This is a genomic window from Pseudomonas sp. NFIX28 (genome assembly GCF_900107395.1).
Classification (GTDB): domain Bacteria; phylum Pseudomonadota; class Gammaproteobacteria; order Pseudomonadales; family Pseudomonadaceae; genus Aquipseudomonas.
In genome coordinates, this window is sequence record NZ_FNPW01000002.1 from 319,905 (window position 1) to 337,520 (window position 17,616).

The 17,616-nt window shown below is 64.1% G+C and carries 14 protein-coding genes; all 14 read left to right on the forward strand.

What is annotated here, in order from left to right:
- The first annotated feature begins 1 nt into the window (after window position 1).
- The 14 genes from BLV20_RS30860 (at window position 2) to BLV20_RS04990 (ending at window position 17,606) form a co-directional block, all read left to right on the forward strand.
- The gene (locus tag BLV20_RS30860) at window positions 2-655 is read left to right on the forward strand and encodes a hypothetical protein (protein ID WP_139192683.1); all 654 of its coding nucleotides are present in this window, start codon (window positions 2-4) and stop codon (window positions 653-655) included.
- A 5-nt stretch (window positions 656-660) separates the two neighbouring features.
- Window positions 661-1,017, forward strand: a complete 357-nt coding sequence (locus BLV20_RS04930) for a hypothetical protein (RefSeq protein WP_256577659.1) — start codon at window positions 661-663, stop codon at window positions 1,015-1,017.
- 143 nt (window positions 1,018-1,160) lie between these two features.
- Window positions 1,161-2,948, forward strand: a complete 1,788-nt coding sequence (gene tssF, locus BLV20_RS04935; RefSeq protein WP_092297792.1) for a type VI secretion system baseplate subunit TssF — start codon at window positions 1,161-1,163, stop codon at window positions 2,946-2,948.
- Window positions 2,912-3,919 carry a type VI secretion system baseplate subunit TssG gene (gene tssG / locus BLV20_RS04940; protein WP_007930277.1) on the forward strand — a complete coding sequence of 336 codons (1,008 nt, stop codon included), beginning with the start codon at window positions 2,912-2,914 and terminating at the stop codon, window positions 3,917-3,919. Before tssF ends, tssG begins: the two co-directional genes overlap by 37 nt.
- 11 nt (window positions 3,920-3,930) lie before the next feature.
- A complete protein-coding gene (gene tssH / locus BLV20_RS04945) occupies window positions 3,931-6,585 on the forward strand; it encodes a type VI secretion system ATPase TssH (protein WP_092297795.1) in 2,655 nt (884 codons plus the stop codon).
- A 10-nt stretch (window positions 6,586-6,595) separates the two neighbouring features.
- Window positions 6,596-8,113: a sigma-54 interaction domain-containing protein gene (locus BLV20_RS04950; RefSeq protein ID WP_092297798.1), complete on the forward strand. Its 1,518-nt coding sequence runs from the start codon at window positions 6,596-6,598 to the stop codon at window positions 8,111-8,113.
- Window positions 8,114-8,208: 95 nt separating this feature from the next.
- The gene (locus BLV20_RS04955; RefSeq protein WP_007930271.1) at window positions 8,209-8,349 is read left to right on the forward strand and encodes a hypothetical protein; all 141 of its coding nucleotides are present in this window, start codon (window positions 8,209-8,211) and stop codon (window positions 8,347-8,349) included.
- Window positions 8,350-8,366: 17 nt separating this feature from the next.
- Window positions 8,367-9,560 carry a type VI secretion system-associated FHA domain protein TagH gene (tagH, locus tag BLV20_RS04960; protein WP_062824225.1) on the forward strand — a complete coding sequence of 398 codons (1,194 nt, stop codon included), beginning with the start codon at window positions 8,367-8,369 and terminating at the stop codon, window positions 9,558-9,560.
- Between the two features lie 5 nt (window positions 9,561-9,565).
- Window positions 9,566-10,069 (forward strand): type VI secretion system lipoprotein TssJ, encoded by a 504-nt coding sequence (tssJ, locus tag BLV20_RS04965; RefSeq protein ID WP_092297801.1) that lies wholly within the window; start codon window positions 9,566-9,568, stop codon window positions 10,067-10,069.
- Window positions 10,070-10,071: 2 nt separating this feature from the next.
- Complete coding sequence (gene tssK / locus BLV20_RS04970; protein ID WP_092297804.1) at window positions 10,072-11,403, forward strand: type VI secretion system baseplate subunit TssK; 1,332 nt, start codon at window positions 10,072-10,074, stop codon at window positions 11,401-11,403.
- Between the two features lie 5 nt (window positions 11,404-11,408).
- A complete protein-coding gene (gene icmH, locus BLV20_RS04975; RefSeq protein ID WP_092297807.1) occupies window positions 11,409-12,278 on the forward strand; it encodes a type IVB secretion system protein IcmH/DotU in 870 nt (289 codons plus the stop codon).
- A gap of 14 nt (window positions 12,279-12,292) precedes the next feature.
- A complete protein-coding gene (tssM, locus tag BLV20_RS04980) occupies window positions 12,293-15,820 on the forward strand; it encodes a type VI secretion system membrane subunit TssM (protein WP_092297810.1) in 3,528 nt (1,175 codons plus the stop codon).
- Window positions 15,820-16,548 (forward strand): PP2C family protein-serine/threonine phosphatase, encoded by a 729-nt coding sequence (locus BLV20_RS04985; RefSeq protein WP_092297813.1) that lies wholly within the window; start codon window positions 15,820-15,822, stop codon window positions 16,546-16,548. The genes tssM and BLV20_RS04985 overlap by 1 nt, the downstream gene beginning before the upstream one ends.
- Window positions 16,545-17,606, forward strand: coding sequence for a serine/threonine-protein kinase (locus tag BLV20_RS04990; protein WP_092297815.1), 1,062 nt, complete (start codon window positions 16,545-16,547; stop codon window positions 17,604-17,606). The genes BLV20_RS04985 and BLV20_RS04990 overlap by 4 nt, the downstream gene beginning before the upstream one ends.
- Window positions 17,607-17,616 lie beyond the last annotated feature (10 nt).

A 17,616-nucleotide genomic window follows, 5' to 3' on the forward strand; every position in this document is an offset into this window, starting at 1 on the left:
AATGCCTCAAGCTGTAAAAGTTGCAACTGTCGCGACCACGCCCGCCAAGGATAAGACACCTGTACAAATCTATCTGGTGAGCGATCACGATTTTGTAATTCCTGTCGTATTTCCAGACTACAAAATTCATGTTGAAATGATTGGTCTCAGTCACGAGTTTCCGAATTTAGGACATGCGGGTGTTCTAATTGTCAACGGTAAAACAGGGAAGACGATGTATGGAGAATATGGACGTTATCATGGCGAAGAGGGTCCCCCTGGAGTAGTCAGGGTCCGAGCGGTTCCCAACGTATCTATTAAAGCTGGTGCGATTACGGAGCAATCGCTGAAAAAAACCTTGAGGAAAATGGCTGTTGAGTTTGGCCAGTCCGGCAATATATCAGGTGTGGTGCTCCGCGGAGCGGCATATCCTGAAGCCGAAAAATGGTTAAACAACAAACTCAAGGAAAACAAAACCCTAGACAGAGAGCCATATGATCTGAGAAATCATAATTGCATGACCTTTGTGGCCGACTTAGTCGATAGTCTCAACCTCGGCGCACCGAAAAGATCATATTTTGCGGTCATTCCTAAAGACTATATGGAAGATTTTCAGGCGGTTAAACCTGACTTGAATTATGTATATGGTACCGATTCTTTGGAGATAAAAGATTGATTTGGGTGAAGCGTTTTCTAATGTTTATTGGTGCGCTTTCTTTGTTGGTTGTGGTGGTGGGTATATATATTATGGTTTTTTCTAAAGATAAGCCGTACGTATTGAGTGATTACCCTAACGCTCACTGGAGAGGTGGTGCCGACGGTGGTCAGTTTGTAGAAATCACAAAATCCGAACGGCCATATTATTTTGTCCAGATCCGAAATGATGATGGATCACTATGGGATGAAGGCTGGCTGAAGTTTGGAGATGAAAATAGTGAGCCATTCACTGTTGATAATGTGCTCTTCTTCGAGGGCGACGGTGCTATTTTTCTTCAAGAGCGAAAAACCCTTAGTTCCGATAAAGCGAAAGCGAAGTAGCCGCCGCTCATGAATGGGCAATGATGTTCGGTTGGCTGGTGTTCATTCCGTGTGTGCTCATCGTGGGCTACGTGGTTTCCGGGCTGACAGTCGCGCTCTACAGGACGGTTTATTCATGAGATTCAATACCAGGCAGGTAACCCGTGTCCTTTAACCACTACTACCAAAGCGAACTCACCGCGCTGCGTCAGCTGGGTCGCCGTTTCGCCGAGCGTAGTCCGGCCCTGGCGCCGTTTCTGGGCCAGGCCGGGCGGGATCCGGATGTGGAGCGCCTGCTCGAAGGTTTCGCCTTTCTCACCGGTCGCCTGCGGCAGAAGCTCGATGACGAGCTGCCGGAGCTCAGCCACTCGCTGATGCACCTGCTGTGGCCGAACTACATGCGGCCGTTGCCGGCGTTCAGCATTCTGCAGTTCGACCCGCTGAAGCAGTCCGGGCCGGCCCTGCGCGTGGAGCGTGATACGCCGGTGGAGAGCAAGCCCATCGATGACGTGCGTTGCCGCTTCCGCACCTGCTACCCGACCGAAGTCCTGCCGCTGGACCTGACGGCGCTGAATTACTCGGTCAAAGGCGACGGCGCGCTGCTCAGCCTGCGCCTGGAAATGAGCTGCGACGGCCACCTCGGCGAGCTGAACCTGAGCCGCCTGCGCCTGCACCTGGCGGGCGAGCGCTATATCAGCCAGATGCTCTACCTGAGCCTGTTGCGCAACCTCGAAGGCATCGAGCTGGTGCCGCTGGGCATGGACGGCAAGCCGTTCCCGGGCGTCAGCGGCGATGCCATGTCCTTCAAGATGCCGGGCAGCCGTGTGCAGCCGGTGGGCTTTGCCGAAGAAGAAGCGTTGATCCCGTATCCGCTGAACACCTTCCGCGGCTATCGCTACCTGCAGGAATACTTCGCCTTCCAGGACAAGTTCCTGTTCGTCGACCTGAACGGCCTGGACCTGCTCAAGTCGCTGCCGGAGGACACCCTCAAGCAGCTGCACGGCCTTGAGGTGCGCTTCGACATTCGCAAGAGCGGCATCCAGCGCCTGCGGCCGACCCTGGACAATGTGAAGCTGTATTGCACGCCGATCGCCAACCTGTTCAAGCACGACGCCCTGCCGATCCGCCTCGACGGCAAGCAGGACGAGTACCTGCTGTTGCCGGCCGAATACGACCTGGAAAACTGCGGCGTGTTCTCGGTGGAAACCGTGACCGGCTGGAAGCCCGGCGGCCTGGGTTACCAGGAATATGTGCCGTTCGAATCCTTCGAGCACGATCCGAGTTTCGACGTCCCGCAAAGCCGCCCGCACTACAGCATTCGCCAGCGTTCCTCGCTGCTGCACGACGGCCTGGACACTTACCTGAGCTTCGGCATCCGCCACACCGAAGCCCACGAAACCCTGTCCATCGAGCTGACCTGCACCAACCAGAATCTGCCGCGTCGACTCAAGCTCGGCGAGATCAACCAGGCGTGCGAGGAAACCCCGGAGTTCCTCAGTTTCCGCAACATCACCCCGGCCACATCAAGCTACGCGCCCCCGCTGAATCGCGACTTCCTGTGGAAGCTGATCAGCAACATGTCGCTCAACTACCTGTCGCTGGCCAATGTCGATGCGCTCAAGGTGATTCTCGAAACCTACGACTTGCCGCGCTACTACGACCAGCACCTGGAAAAGGTCAGCAAGCGTCTGCTGGGCGGGCTCAAGTCGATCCGCCACGAACATGTCGACCGGCTGCACCGGGGCCTGCCGCTACGCGGTTTGCGCACCGAGCTGACCATCGATCCGGAAGGCTATATCGGTGAGGGCGACATGTTCGTCTTCGCCTCGGTTCTCAACGAGTTTTTCGCTCTTTACGCCAGTCTCAACTCGTACCACGAGCTGCGGGTAAAAAGTACACAGGGAGAGGTGTACCAATGGACACCACGTATGGGTCTACAGCCCCTGCTTTAAGCGGGCTGACCCGGGTCATTCGCGAGTACTCGCTGTTTCAGGCCGTGCTGCTGGTGGTGGACCGGCTGCGCGATTCCCATCCGGGCCTGAGCGAAGAAGATCTCTACGACCAGCTGGAATTCCAGGCCAACCCGAGCCTGGGTTTCCCTGGCAGCGACGTCGATCGCGTGGAGTTTTTCGAAGAGCACGGGCAGATGCGCGCGCGCCTGCGGTTCAACCTGATCGGGCTGTTCGGCTCCGGCTCGCCGCTGCCGGCGTTCTACGGCGAGCAGGCCCTGGGCGACAGCGAAGACGGCAACCCGACCCGCAACTTCCTCGACCTGTTCCACCATCGCCTGCAACGGCTGATGCTGCCGATCTGGCGCAAGTACCGCTACCGCGCCAGCTTCAAGAGCGGCGCGCTCGACCCGTTTTCCGCCCAGCTGTTCGCCCTGATCGGCCTCGGCGGCGAGGACATCCGCAAGGCCAAGGAGCTGAACTGGAAGCGCCTGCTGCCCTACCTCGGCCTGCTCAGCCTGCGGGCCCACTCGGCGGCATTGATCGAGGCCGTGCTGCGCTACTACTTCAAGCATGCGGACCTGGTGATCGAGCAGTGCATCGAGCGCCGCGTGGAAATTCTCGAAGAGCAGCGCAACCGCCTTGGCCGTGCCAACAGCCAGCTCGGCGAGGACCTGGTGCTGGGCGAGCGGGTGCGCGACCGCAGCGGCAAGTTCCGTATCCATATCCGCCAGCTCGACTGGCAACGCTTCCACGAATTCCTGCCGATCGGTTTCGGCTACCAGCCGCTGTGCGCGCTGGTGCGGTTCACCCTGCGTGACCCGCTGGATTACGACATTCGCCTGGTCCTGCGCCAGGAAGAAATCCGCGAACTGCGCATCGGTGAGCAGAACGCCTGTCGCCTGGGGTGGACCAGTTGGCTCGGCCGCGAACGTGCGGACGGCGTGGTGACCCTGGGCAGCAAAATTCATTAAGGACAGATGACATGATCAACGTAGACCTGCAGCAACTGATCCAGGCGCTGGACGCCGAAACCCGCCGTGACCTGGAAAGCTCCGCCGAACGCTGCGTCGCCCGTGGCGGCAGCAAGATCTTGGTTGAAGACCTGTTGTTGGGCTTGCTGGAGCGCCCACAAGGCCTGCTCGCACGCGCGTTGCAGGACGCCGAAGTGGATGCCGGCGAGCTGAGCGCGGCGCTGCAATCGCGGGTCGAGCACAGCGCCTCGCGCAACCCGGTGTTCGCTCCGGAGCTGGTGCAATGGCTGCAGGACGCCTTGCTGGTGGCCAACCTCGAACTGGGCCAGAGCCAGGTCGAGCAGGCGGCGCTGATCCTCGCGCTGCTGCGCAACCCGATGCGTTACGCCGGTAGCCGCTACCAGCCATTGCTGGCCAAGCTGAACATCGAGCGCCTGAAGGATTTCGCCCTGTCGCAGAAGGAAGAGCCGGCCAGCGGCAAGCCGGCGGCGCCGGGCGAGTCGCTGCTGCAGCGCTTCACCCACAACCTGACCCAGCAGGCGCGCGAGGGCAAGCTCGACCCGGTGCTGTGCCGTGATGGCGCGATTCGCCAGATGGTCGACATCCTTGCCCGTCGCCGCAAGAACAACCCGATCGTGGTCGGCGAGGCCGGCGTCGGTAAAACCGCGGTAGTCGAAGGCCTGGCCTCGCGCATCGCCGCCGGTGAAGTGCCGCAAGTGCTCAAGGGCGTCGAGCTGCTGTCGCTGGACATGGGCCTGCTGCAGGCGGGCGCCAGCGTGAAGGGCGAGTTCGAGCGCCGCCTCAAGGGCGTGATCGACGAGGTCAAGGCCTCGCCCAAGCCGATCATTCTGTTCATCGACGAAGCCCACACCCTGATCGGCGCCGGTGGCAACGCCGGCGGTTCCGACGCGGCCAACCTGCTCAAGCCAGCCCTGGCCCGTGGCGAGCTGCGCACCATCGCCGCCACCACCTGGGCCGAGTACAAGAAATACTTCGAGAAAGACCCGGCCCTGGCCCGTCGCTTCCAGCCGGTGCAGTTGCACGAACCGACCGTCAACGAAGCGGTGACCATCCTGCGTGGCCTGGCCCAGGTCTACGAGAAGAGCCACGGTATCTACCTGCGCGACGACGCCGTGGTGGCCGCGGCCGAGCTGTCGGCCCGCTACCTGGCCGGCCGCCAGCTGCCGGACAAGGCTGTCGACGTGCTCGACACCGCCTGTGCCCGGGTGCGCATCAGCCTGGCGGCGGCGCCGGAGAGCCTGGAGCGCCTGCGTGGCGAGCTGGCCGAAGGCGGTCGTCAGCGCCAGGCGCTGCGCCGCGATGCCGAAGCCGGCCTGGCGATCGACCAGGAAGCCCTGGACGCGCTGGAGGCCCGCCTGGCCGAAGCCGAAGCCGAGCAGCAAGCCCTGGAAACCCTGTGGAGCGAACAGCGCACCCTGGCCGAGCGCCTGCTCGAATTGCGCCAGCAATTGGCCAAGGCCCGCGAGGCCGCGGCGGTCGAGCCGACCGTCAGCGTTGAAGAAGATGCCGAAGGCACGGTGATCGAAACCCTCGCCGCTGAAGTGGAGGAGGGGCAGAGCGTCGAGGCGCTGGAAGCCGCGCTCAACGAAACCCATCGCGCCCTGAGCGATGCCCAGAGCCAGGAGCGCCTGGTCAGCTTCGAAGTCTGCCCGCGCCTGGTGGCCGAAGTGATCAGCGCCTGGACCGGCGTGCCGCTGGCGCAACTGGCCCGTGAGCACAACGCCAAGGTGGCGAGTTTCGCCACCGATCTGCGCACGCGGATCCGCGGCCAGGAGCAAGCGGTGCATGCGCTGGACCGCTCGATGCGCGCCACCGCCGCCGGCCTGAACAAGCCGGATGCGCCTGTGGGCGTGTTCCTGCTGGTGGGCCCGAGCGGCGTCGGCAAGACCGAAACCGCCCTGGCGCTGGCCGACCTGCTGTACGGCGGCGATCGTTTTATCACCACCATCAACATGTCCGAGTTCCAGGAGAAGCACACCGTGTCGCGCCTGATCGGTGCACCGCCAGGCTATGTCGGCTATGGCGAGGGCGGCATGCTCACCGAGGCGGTGCGGCAGAAACCCTATTCGGTGATTCTGCTCGACGAGGTCGAGAAAGCCGACCCGGACGTGCTCAACCTGTTCTATCAGATCTTCGATAAAGGCGTGGCCAATGACGGCGAAGGGCGCGAGATCGATTTTCGCAACACCCTGATCCTGATGACCTCGAACCTGGCCAGCGACCGCATCAGCGCGCTGTGCGAGAACGGCGAACGGCCGAGCGCCGAGACCCTGGAAGAAACCATCCGCCCGGTACTCAGCAAGCACTTCAAGCCGGCGCTGCTGGCGCGCATGCGCGTGGTGCCGTACTACCCGGTGGGCGGTCCGGTGCTGCGCGAGCTGATCGAAATCAAGCTGGGCCGTCTGGGCGAACGCCTGAACCGTCGCCAGCTGGACTTCACCCACTGCCAGAACCTTGTCGATCACCTGGCCGAACGCTGCACCCAGAGCGAAAGCGGCGCGCGCCTGATCGACCATCTGCTCGATCTGCACGTACTGCCGCTGGTAGCCGACCGCCTGCTGGATGCCATGGCCACCGGCGAAACCCTCAAGCGCGTGCACGCGACGCTCGACAGCAGCGGCGGCGTGACCTGCGAGTTCGCCTGAGGTGGGTGTGATGTTCACTCGTGTACCGCAACCGCTGATCTACGCCGAGGCGCTGCTGGCGCAGTTCGCCAGCCTGTCGCGGGCGGCCGACGCTGGCGCGCTGCTGGGCGATTTCGTGCGCGGGGTGGCCGGGCTCAGCGGTTGCGAGCTGAGCCAGCTGTACCTGCTCGATGCCACGCATACCCGGCTGGGCCTGAGCGCCGAATGCCTGGGCGGCATCCTGCAGCCGCGGGAAGCGGCGAGCCTGCCGGCGGACTACAACGGTGAGCAACTGCTGCAATTCGCCCTGTGCCAGAACCGTGTGGTGAGCCTGGTGGGGCTGAGCGGCAGCCTGCATGAAACCAGCTTCCTGCCGGCCCGCGAGACGCCCTGGCAGTCGCTGTTGTGCGTGCCGCTGGTGAACACGCAAAAGGCCGTCGAGGGCCTGCTGCTGTGCGCCAGTCGCGACCATATCGACCTGCAGGGCTTCGCCGATTCCATGGGCCAGCTGGGCTCGTTCGTGCTCGGGCAATTGCACCTGCTGCAACGCCTGCGTCGTCCGGTGGGTGATACGACGCCCGTGGCCAGCCCCCTGGTCAGCGCCAGCGGCTACGGGCTGATCGGCAACAGCACGGCCATGCGCCAGACCTATCAGTTGATCAGCAAGGTGTTGCACAGCCCCTACACCGTGTTGCTGCGCGGCGAGACCGGCACCGGCAAGGAAGTGGTGGCGCGGGCCATCCACGACTACGGCCCGCGGCGCTCCCAGGCGTTCATCGTGCAAAACTGCGCGGCGTTCCCGGAGAACCTGCTGGAAAGCGAGCTGTTCGGCTACCGCAAGGGCGCCTTCACCGGCGCCGACCGCGACCGCCCGGGGCTGTTCGATGCGGCCAATGGCGGCACCTTGTTGCTGGATGAGATCGGCGACATGCCGCTGTCCCTGCAGGCCAAGCTGCTGCGCGTATTGCAGGAGGGCGAGATCCGCCCGCTGGGTTCCAACGACACCCACAAGATCGACGTGCGCATCATCGCCGCGACCCACCGCGACCTGGCCGTGCTGGTCAGCGAAGGCAAGTTCCGCGAGGACCTGTACTACCGCCTGGCGCAATTCCCGATCGAGCTGCCAGCCCTGCGCCAGCGCGAAGGCGACATCCTCGACCTGGCCCGGCACTTTGCCGACAAGGCCTGTGCTTTCCTGCAGCGCGACCCGGTGAGCTGGTCGGAAACCGCGCTCAATCACCTGTCGGGCTACACCTTCCCGGGCAACGTGCGCGAGCTCAAGGGCCTGGTGGAGCGTGCGGTGCTGCTGTGCGAGGGCGGCGAGCTGCTGGCCGAGCATTTCTCCCTGAGTGTCGAAGCGCTGCCCGAGGAGCCCGGGCTGAACCTGCGTGAGCGCCTGGAAAAGGTCGAGCGTCATCTGCTGCTCGATTGCCTGCGCAAGAACGATGGCAACCAGACCCTGGCGGCCCGCGAGCTGGGGCTGCCCAGGCGCACGCTGCTGTACCGCCTCGGGCGCCTGAACATCAATCTCGGCGACTTCGAGGGCTAGCGCGATATGACTTCCCCAAGCGCCTTTTTCGTTTCTCGAAGCGTCGCCCGCAAGGGTCGGCGCTTTGTGCATTGTCTACCCATGGAGACCCTCTGATGTCTGTTCGTCACTGGCAAGCCGCCCTGCTGGCTCTGATCGTTCTCAGCGGCCTCGGCGGCTGTAGCGGTAATTACAAATTCAACGACAACACCTATCGCCCACTGGGTGATCCGCAGGCGGTCAATCGCGGCAAGTGACCGCAAGGAGCATCATCATGGAACTGGTTTTCGAAATGCTGAACACCAAGCAGTTCGTGCCCACGGAGTTGAGCAGCAAAACCTTCAAGCAGGCCGGCGGAGTGATCGGGCGGGGCGAGGATTGCGACTGGATCATTCCGGACCGCAAGCGCCACCTGTCCAACCACCATGCGATCGTCAGCTACCGCGACGGTATGTTTTTCCTCACCGATACCAGCAGCAACGGTATCCAGGCCAGCGACAGCGGTGCGCGCCTGCGCAAGGGCGAGCCGCAGCGTATCGAGCACGGCAGCGTCTATGTGCTGGGGGATTTCGAGATCCGCGCGCGCCTGGTGCGCGACCCGGCGACCTTCGATGCCGAAGTCGGCCGTCCGCAAGCCGCCGGCAGCATCATTCCCGATGACGCATTCCTCGACCTCGACCCGCTCAACGCGCTGGACCAGCAGGAGCGGGTATATTCGGAAATCGACGAGCTGACCGCGCTCAACACACCGCGCCAGGAACCACGGCAGCGCGCGGACTATGCGCGCATCGACATGGAAAGCCTGCTGGTGCCGGAACTGGTGGCGCAGCCCGAGGCGCCGGTCGCCGTCGAGCCGGCCCCGGTGGAGCGTCAGAGCGAAGGCTTCTGGGAGCATTTCGGCGCGGCGCTGGGGGTCGATCTCAAAGGCCTCGATCACGACAGCCGAGAAGCCCTGGCGCTCAACGCCGCGCGGCTGCTCAAGCAAAGCATTGGCGGCCTGCAGCAGAGCCTGCGTACCCGCAGCGAGCTGAAAAACGAACTGCGCCTGGCCCTGACCACCGCCCAGGGCGGCAGCAAGAACCCGCTCAAGTTCGCCGTGGACGCCAGCGAGGCGCTGGGCATCCTGCTGCAGGGCAACAAGCCCGGCCAGTTGCCGGCCGAGCAGGCGATCTCCCGGGCTTTCCGCGATCTGCAGGCGCACCAGGTGGCGCTGCTGACCGCCAGCCGCGCGGCCGTGCGCGGCACCCTCGAGCATTTCTCGCCGCAGCAGCTGACCCTGCGTTTCGAGCGCGACAACAAGCCGTTGCTGGCCACCTCCGGCAGCCGCTGGAGAGCCTACAACCGCTACCACCAGGCCCTGCGTCAGGACGATGACTGGAGCGAACGCCTGCTGGCCCGTGACTTCGCCCAGGCCTACGAAGAACAGATCCGCCTGATCTCCACCCTTCACACCGAACACCAAGGATGATGCGCATGTCTCGCTGCTCGACCCTGTTACTCAAGACGCTGGCTGCGCTGACGGCCCTGGCGTTGCTGGCTGGCTGCTCGACGCTGTCGCCGTACTCGACCATGACCAAGCTAAACCTCAAGCTGACCGCCAGCGACCAGCTCAACCCGGACCTCAATGGGCGCCCGTCGCCGATCGTGGTGCGGCTGATCGAGCTCAAGCACCCGGTGGCCTTCGAGAACGCCGATTTCTTCAGCCTCTACGAGCGCGCCAAGGAATCCCTGTCCCCGGACATGGTGGCCAGCGAAGAACTGGAACTGCGCCCGGGTGAAACCGTGGAACTCAAGCTCAGCGTCGAAGAAGGCAGCCGCTACGTCGGCGTGCTGGCGGCCTACCGCGATATCTCCGAAGCCCAGTGGCGCTATGTGGTGCAGCTCACTCCGGTGGAGTTGACCGAAGCCGATCTGACCCTCGACCAGGCCGGTATCCGCACTACCAGCAACGCAACGCTCGCCAAGGCGGACAAGTAATCATGAACGTGCATAAAGTCATTTGGCAGGAAGGCATGTTGCTGCGCCCGCAGCACTTCCAGCACAACGATCGCTACTACGACTACCAGATGAAAACCCGCACCCAGTTGCTGGGCAGCTATTCCTGGGGTTTCCTGAGCCTGGAGATCGACCTGCAATTCCTCAACATGGGCAAGCTGGTGATCAGCCAGGCGTCCGGTATCCTGCCCGACGGCAGCCTGTTCGAGCTGGGTGGCAACACCGAGCCGCTGGCCCTCGACGTGCCACCGAACACCGGTAACACGCCGGTCTACCTGGCCTTGCCGCTGGTGACCGGCAACCACATCGAGGCGCGTCGTCCGGAGCAGTCCGACGTGCTGGCGCGCTACACCGCCTACGAGGCGGAAGTGGCCGATTCCAACGCCGGCGACGATTCCAGCAGCCAGGTCAGCTGCGCCCGGCCGGACTTCCGCCTGCTGCTCGGCGAGCAGCAGAGCGACCAGGCCTATGTGAAGCTCAAGCTCTGTGAAGTCCTCGACACCACGCCCGATGGGGTGATCAGCCTCGACCCGGACTTCGTGCCGACCTTCATCCACGCCCATGCCTCGAGCTACCTGCTGTCGTGCCTGAAGGAAGTGATCAGCATGCTCAGCCACCGCGGCGACACCATTGCCGACCGGATCCGTTCCAACGGCAAGGTCGGCGGTGCCGAAGTCGGCGACTTCATGATGCTGCAACTGATCAACCGCACCGAGCTGCTGCTGCGCCACTACCTGGGCCTGGAGCAGGTGCATCCGGAAGAGCTGTACCGCACGCTGCTGAGCATGCTCGGCGATCTGGCGACCTTCGCCAGCGACAGCAAGCGCCCGCGCCTGGACAGCCGCTACCAGCACAGCGACCAGGGCGCGAGCTTCCGCAAATTGATGGACGCGATCCGCCAGGTACTGTCGATGGTGCTTGAACAGCATGCCATCGAGCTGGTGCTGCAGGCGCGCCAGTACGGGATCATCGTGTCGCCGTTGCACGACCACAAGCTGCTGGGGTCGGCCTCGTTCGTCCTGGCCGCCAGTGCCAACTGCGACTCCGAAGAACTGCGCCATCGCTTGCCGGCGCACCTCAAGGTCGGCCCGGTGGAGCGTATTCGCCAACTGGTCAACCTGCACCTGCCGGGAATCAAGGTCAAACCGTTGCCAGTGGCGCCACGGCAGATCGCGTTCCACTCCAACAAAACCTATTTCATCCTCGAACTCAGTTCCGAAGACCTGGCGCAACTGGAGCGTTCCGGCGGTTTCGCCTTCCACGTGTCCGGCGAATTCGCCGAGCTTGAACTGAAATTCTGGGCCATCAGGAACTGACCGACATGATCAAGGACATGGAACACAACCAGGACGACAAGACCGTCCTGCTCGATCGCCAGGGCCATGGCCCGGCGCAGAGTCCGCTGACCGATTTCGCCGCGCCGCCGCGCTTCGAGCAACTGGAAGAACGGATGATCTACGCCGCGCGCCTGCGCCCGGCCGAGGCCTTCAACATCAGCCTGAACGCGCTGGTGGCGGCGGCCTCCGATCTGTTGTCGGAAGTGGTGCGCCTCAAGCACAGCGACACCCGCGAAGACCTGTATGCGCTCAACGAGCGACTGACCGCGGCACTGAAACTGTTCGAGGTGCGCGCCCTGCACAACGGCGCCGAAAGCAGCCAGGTCATGGCCGCCCGCTACGTGCTGTGCACCGTGGTCGACGAGGCGGTGGTCACCACCCCTTGGGGCAATGAAAGCGAGTGGTCGCAGATGAGCCTGCTCAGCAGCTTCCACAACGAGACCTTTGGTGGCGAGAAGTTCTTCCAGCTGCTGGATCGGCTGTCGAAGAACCCGGTCAAGCATCTGCCGATGCTGGAGCTGATGTACCTGTGCCTGTCGCTGGGCTTCGAGGGCAAGTATCGGGTCATGGCCCGCGGCATGCTCGAACTCGAAGGCATCCGCGATGCGCTGTACCGGCAGATCCGCCAGCTGCGTGGCGACGTGCCGCGCGAGCTGTCGCCGCACTGGGAAGGCTTGCACGACAAGCGCCGCAGCCTGGTGCGCATCGTGCCGTGGTGGATGGTCGCGCTGTTCACGGTGGTCTGCCTGGTGGTGATGTATTCGGGGTTCGCCTGGGTTCTGGGCGAGCAGCGCGAGACCGTTTTGCAACCTTATCAGCAGCTTGACCCGGCCGTGGTCCAGCCCCAGCCGTAATACAGGGACGTGTGATGAAAAACTTCTTCAAGAAAGTCGGCGCCTTCCTGCGCAAGACGTGGGTCTGGACGCTGTTGCTGGTGCTGTTCGTGGCGCTGCTGGTGTGGTTCGTCGGGCCGCTGCTGGCGGTCAACGACTACAAGTTCTGGGAAAGCGCGACCTCGCGCCTGCTGACCATCAGCGTGCTGTTCCTGATCTGGGGCCTGACCATGGTCTTCGTCAGCTGGCGCGCCGGGGTCCGTAAGAAAGAAATGGAAGACAGCGAAGACGGCCAGGAACGCCTGCGCCGTGAAGAGCTGATTGACGAGGAACAGAAAGAGCTGCGCAGCCGCTTCAAGGAAGCCATGCGCACCCTCAAGACCTCGAGCCTGTATCGCGGGCGCAGCGAGCGCTGGCGCAACGACTTGCCGTGGTACCTGCTGATCGGCCCGCAGAGCAGCGGCAAGACCAGCCTGCTGGACTTCTCGGGCCTTGAGTTCCCGATCAACAAGATCGATCGCAAGCTGACCCGCGACACCATCGGCACCCGGCATTGCGACTGGTATTTCGCCGACCACGGCGTGCTGATCGACACCGCCGGCCGCTACCTGACCCAGCCTGACGCGGAAGTCGACGGCAGCGCCTGGAGCACCTTGCTCAACCTGTTGCGCAAGCGCCGTCGCGGGCGTCCGCTCAATGGCGTGCTGGTGACGATTCCGGTGGAATTGCTGCTGAGCGGCAACGAGCAGGATCTCGAAACCCTGGCGCGCCAGGTCCGTGCGCGCTTGCAGGACGTGCACCAGAAACTGCACGTCGACGTGCCGGTGTACCTGGTGCTGAGCAAGGCCGACCAGCTGCTGGGCTTCGACGAATTCTTCGACCAGCTGAGCCGCGAGGAAAGCGACCAGGTGCTGGGCACCAGCTTCCGCAAGGAGCAGAACGGCACCGACGTCGCCGTGCTGCGCCAGGAGTTCGAAGAGCTGCTGCGTCGCCTCAACAGCCAGGTGATCATGCGCATGCACCAGGAGCGCGACACCCAGCGCCGTGGCCGCATCCTCGACTTCCCGCACCAGCTGGGCCAGATCGGCGAGCGCCTATGCCTGTTCGTCGACATGGCGTTCACCGGCAACCGCTACCAGCGGGCCAGCCAACTGCGCGGTTTCTACCTGACCAGCGCGCCGCACCTGACTGAAAAGCTCGACCACGACACCGCCAGCATCGGCGCCAGCCTGGGCATGGCGGCCGGCGTGCTGCCGACCCTGCGCAGCGGTCGTTCGCGCTTCATTCACCACCTGCTGAGCCGGGTGATTTTCCCCGAGGCCGACCTCGCTGGCCTGGACAAGCGCGAGCGCAATCGCATCCATTGGGGCCAGCGTGCGTTGTATGTCGGCGCGCTGGTGGCCCTGGCCTTGTTCGGCCTGCTCTGGGCCGGTGGTTTTTCCGCCAACTACGAACGCCTGGAAAACCTGCGCTCCCTGGCGCAGAACTGGAACCAGCAGCGCACGGCCCTGACCGCCCGCGACGACGCGATGGCGGCGCTCAAGACCCTCGATACCAGCTTCGAAGCCACCAAGGTGTTCCCGGCCAAGGGCGACGTCTCGCTGCACGAGCGGGTCGGCCTGTACCAGGGCGAGGAAAGCAACCCGGTGGTGCTCAGCGCCTACGAGCGGGAGCTGCAAGCGCAGTTGCTGCCACGGGTGGCGCAGATGCTCGAAGGGCAGATCCGCAACAACATGCGTGACCGCGATCGCCTGCTCAACAGCCTGCGCGCCTACCTGATGCTGAACATGCAGGATCGTCGCGACCCATCCTGGCTCAAGGATTGGGTAGCCACCGACTGGTCGACGCGCTACGCCGGCAACACTGCGGTGCAGAACGGCCTGAACGGGCATTTCGAACGCCTGCTCAAGCTGCCGTTCAGCTATCCGCTCAACGACACGCTGGTGGCCCAGGCGCGCCAGGTGCTGCGCAGCGAGTCGCTGGCCAACGTGGTCTATCGCGTACTGCGCGAACAGGCACGCAGCCTGCCGGAGTACCGTCTGAGCCAGCACCTGGGGCCGCAAGGCAGCCTGTTCGTCGGCACCGACTATGCGATCCCGGGCTTCTACACCCAGCAGGGTTACCAGCAGTATTTCTCGGTCCAGGGCACGGCGCTGGTCACCGATATCCTGCGTGACAACTGGGTGCTGGGCGAAGGCAGCGGCATCAGCGGCATGGACCTGCGCCGCCTGATGGTGGAGCTGGAGCAGCTGTACTTCCGCGACTACGCCAACTTCTGGAGCGAAGCGGTGGGCCAGGTCGGCCTGCAGCCGTTCAACGATGCCGGCGAAGGCGCCGATCAGGTCGCTGGCCTGACCTCGGCCAACTCGCCGGTGCTGCAACTGCTGGTGGAAGTGCGTGAGAACACCCGCTTCCAGGCCATCGCCGAAAGCGCCGAAGACGTGACCGCCGCGGCGGACAAGGCGGCCGAGAAGGGCGGGGCGCTGGGCAAGGCCGCGGCGGCTGCCGCGGGCAAGGCTCAGGAAGCCTTGGCCAAGAACCTGCCGGATACCGCGAAGAAGTCGCTGCAACGGCGCTTCGAACCGCTGCACCGCCTTCTGGACGACAACAACGGCCCGGCGGCGGACCTGACGCCGGCGCTGCAAGCGCTGAACGACCTGCAGCTGCAACTGGCCGGCCTGGCCCGTGCCAGCGCGCCCGACCAGGCGGCGTTCGAAATGGCCAAGACCCGCATGAGCGGCCAGCGCGATGCGCTGAGCAACCTGCGCAACGCCTCGGTGCGCCTGCCGCGTCCGGTGAGCGTGTGGTTCAACGTGCTGGCCGAAGACACCTGGCGCCTGGTGCTCAACGACTCCTACCAGTACCTGAACCAGCGTTATCAGAGCGAGCTGTACAGCTTCTACGGCAAGGCCATCAGCAAGCGTTATCCGTTCAGCGCCCACAGCACCAGCGACGTCGCCATCAGCGACTTCCGCGAGTTCTTCAAGGCCCAGGGCATTGCCGATCGCTTCTTCGAAAACTACATGCGGCCTTTCGTCAGCGGCGATCCGGGCAACTACCGCCTGCGCAGCATCGATGGCCACAGCCTGCCGATGTCCAAGGTCTACCTCGACCAGATGGCCGCGGCCCAGGTGATCCGCCAGAGCTTCTTCGCGGAGAACCCGGCGGAGCCGCAGGTGCAGTTCAAGCTGGAGCCCTACACCCTGGACCCGGCGGTCAGCCGTTCCGAGTTCCGTTTCGGCGACAAGACCATGGAATACCGCCACGGCCCGATCGTGCCGGTGTCCTTCAAGTGGCCGACCGATGCCGAAGACGGCCGCACCAGCCTGGTGCTGGACAAGATGGCCGGGCGCCCGGTGGGCATTGAAAAGAACACCGGCCCCTGGTCGCTGTTCCGCCTGTTCGACCTGATGCAGACCGAGTACCTGACCGGCCGTGACGTGCTGGTGCTCAAGGCCGACCTGGGCGGCCTGCGCGCCAACTACCTGCTGATGAGCCAGCGCACGCCGAACCCGTTCGACATGGGCGTGCTGCGCACCTTCCGCATGCCGGTGCAGCTCTGATGCTGGTTGCCAGTACCTGGCGCAGCGCTGCGCGTACCGACCCGGGCAAGGTTCGGGCGCGCAATGAAGATGCCTTCCTCGACTGTCCGGAGCAGGGGCTCTGGGTGGTCGCGGACGGCATGGGCGGGCATCAGGGTGGCGACATCGCCAGCCAGTTGATCGTCGCCAGCCTGGCCGAGTTGCCGGCGCAAGACAGCTTCGACGAGCGGCTCAAGGGCTTGCGCCAGTGCCTGCACTGGCTCAACCGGCGCCTGGGCCAGGAGTTGACCGTCACCGCCGAGCGCCATGACAGCATCATGGGTAGCACCGTGGTCGCGCTGTTGCTGGAAGGCGACCGCGCGGCGTGCATCTGGGCCGGCGACAGCCGCTGTTACCTGTGGCGCGGGCAGCGTCTGTACCAGCTGTCCAAGGACCATTCGCTGCAACAGCAACTGATCGACGAGCAACAGATGAGCGTCGAGCAGGCGCGCGCCCATCCGGCAGCCAATGCGCTGACCCGGGCGGTGGGTGCCAGCGAGCAGCTGACCCTGGATGTGCTGGAGCTGCAGGTCTACCCCGGCGATGCCTTCCTGCTGTGCAGTGATGGCCTGTACCAGGGGCTGAGCAGCGATGCGCTGGGCAATGCCCTGAGCCTGGCGTCGCCGCAGGTGGCGTTGGAGCGGCTGTTCGACGGCGCCTTGCGCGGCTCGGCGCGGGACAATCTGACAGCCGTAGTGATTCGCCAATGAGCGAGCTCAAATCCGGTCTGGATAACATCCTGATGAGCGAGGAAGAGGCCAGCAACCTGACCTATTTCGCCTTCGCCAAAGCCAATGAGGCGCCGCGTCCCGTGGCGCCTGCCAAGGCCAAGGGCAAGGGCCGTTCGAAAAACCGCACCCGCGCCAAAGCCAAGCCGGTGGCGCCTGTGGGTGGGCTGCCGGACGTATTGGCCGGACGTTACCGCCTCGAGCGCCTGCTCGGGGCCGGTGGCATGGGCGCGGTCTACCGCGCGCGGGACCTGCTGCATGAGCAGTTCGGCGACCCCGACCCGTACATTGCGCTCAAAGTCATGAGCGAAGAATTTTCCGAGACGCCGGATGCCAGTGCCTTGCTCTACAGCGAGTTCGCCCTGACCCGACGCCTGCGCCACCCGAACGTTGTGCGCCTGCACAGCTTCGAGGTGGACACCCAGTGCCAGCGCGCCTTCATCACCATGGAGCTGATGCGCGGCCTGACCCTCGACAAACTGCTCTGCGAACGGCCGTTGGGCCTGCCCTGGAAAGAGCTGCGCGACGTGGTGCGGCCATTGCTCGATGCCTTGGCGTACAGCCACGAGCGTGGCGTGCTGCACGGCGACCTGAAGCCGAGCAACGTGATGCTCTGCGAAGACGGGGTGCGGCTGTTCGACTTCGGCCTGAGCCAGGCCGAGGAGGGCATCCTTCCCGGCCTGCCGCAGCTGAGCCGCAGCCGCTTCAACGCCTGGACGCCTGGCTATGCCGCCCCCGAGTTGCTCGAGGGCGGAACCTTGTCGGCCAGCGCCGACCTGTACGCGGTGGCCTGTGTGATCTACGAGCTGGCCTGCGGCAAACATCCCTATCGGCGATTGCCGTCGACCCAGGCCCGCGATGAAGGCCTGGACCGTTCGCTGCAGGCGCCCACGCATCTTCCCAGACACTGTTGGCCAGCCCTGCGTGCGGCGCTGGCCTTCGACGCGGCGCAGCGCCACGTCACCGCCCAAGCATTGCGCGACACCATGCGCGCGGATTCGTCCTGGCTACAACGCTGGTTCAAACGGCGTAACGGATGATTACCGAACA

Coding starts and splice junctions, on each gene's coding strand:
- BLV20_RS30860 (WP_139192683.1), top strand. CDS start 2: ATGCCTCAAGCTGTAAAAGTTGCAACTGTCGCGACCACGCCCGCCAAG.
- tssG (WP_007930277.1), top strand. CDS start 2,912: ATGGACACCACGTATGGGTCTACAGCCCCTGCTTTAAGCGGGCTGACC.
- tssH (WP_092297795.1), top strand. CDS start 3,931: ATGATCAACGTAGACCTGCAGCAACTGATCCAGGCGCTGGACGCCGAA.
- BLV20_RS04950 (WP_092297798.1), top strand. CDS start 6,596: ATGTTCACTCGTGTACCGCAACCGCTGATCTACGCCGAGGCGCTGCTG.
- BLV20_RS04955 (WP_007930271.1), top strand. CDS start 8,209: ATGTCTGTTCGTCACTGGCAAGCCGCCCTGCTGGCTCTGATCGTTCTC.
- tagH (WP_062824225.1), top strand. CDS start 8,367: ATGGAACTGGTTTTCGAAATGCTGAACACCAAGCAGTTCGTGCCCACG.
- tssJ (WP_092297801.1), top strand. CDS start 9,566: ATGTCTCGCTGCTCGACCCTGTTACTCAAGACGCTGGCTGCGCTGACG.
- tssK (WP_092297804.1), top strand. CDS start 10,072: ATGAACGTGCATAAAGTCATTTGGCAGGAAGGCATGTTGCTGCGCCCG.
- icmH (WP_092297807.1), top strand. CDS start 11,409: ATGATCAAGGACATGGAACACAACCAGGACGACAAGACCGTCCTGCTC.
- tssM (WP_092297810.1), top strand. CDS start 12,293: ATGAAAAACTTCTTCAAGAAAGTCGGCGCCTTCCTGCGCAAGACGTGG.
- BLV20_RS04985 (WP_092297813.1), top strand. CDS start 15,820: ATGCTGGTTGCCAGTACCTGGCGCAGCGCTGCGCGTACCGACCCGGGC.
- BLV20_RS04990 (WP_092297815.1), top strand. CDS start 16,545: ATGAGCGAGCTCAAATCCGGTCTGGATAACATCCTGATGAGCGAGGAA.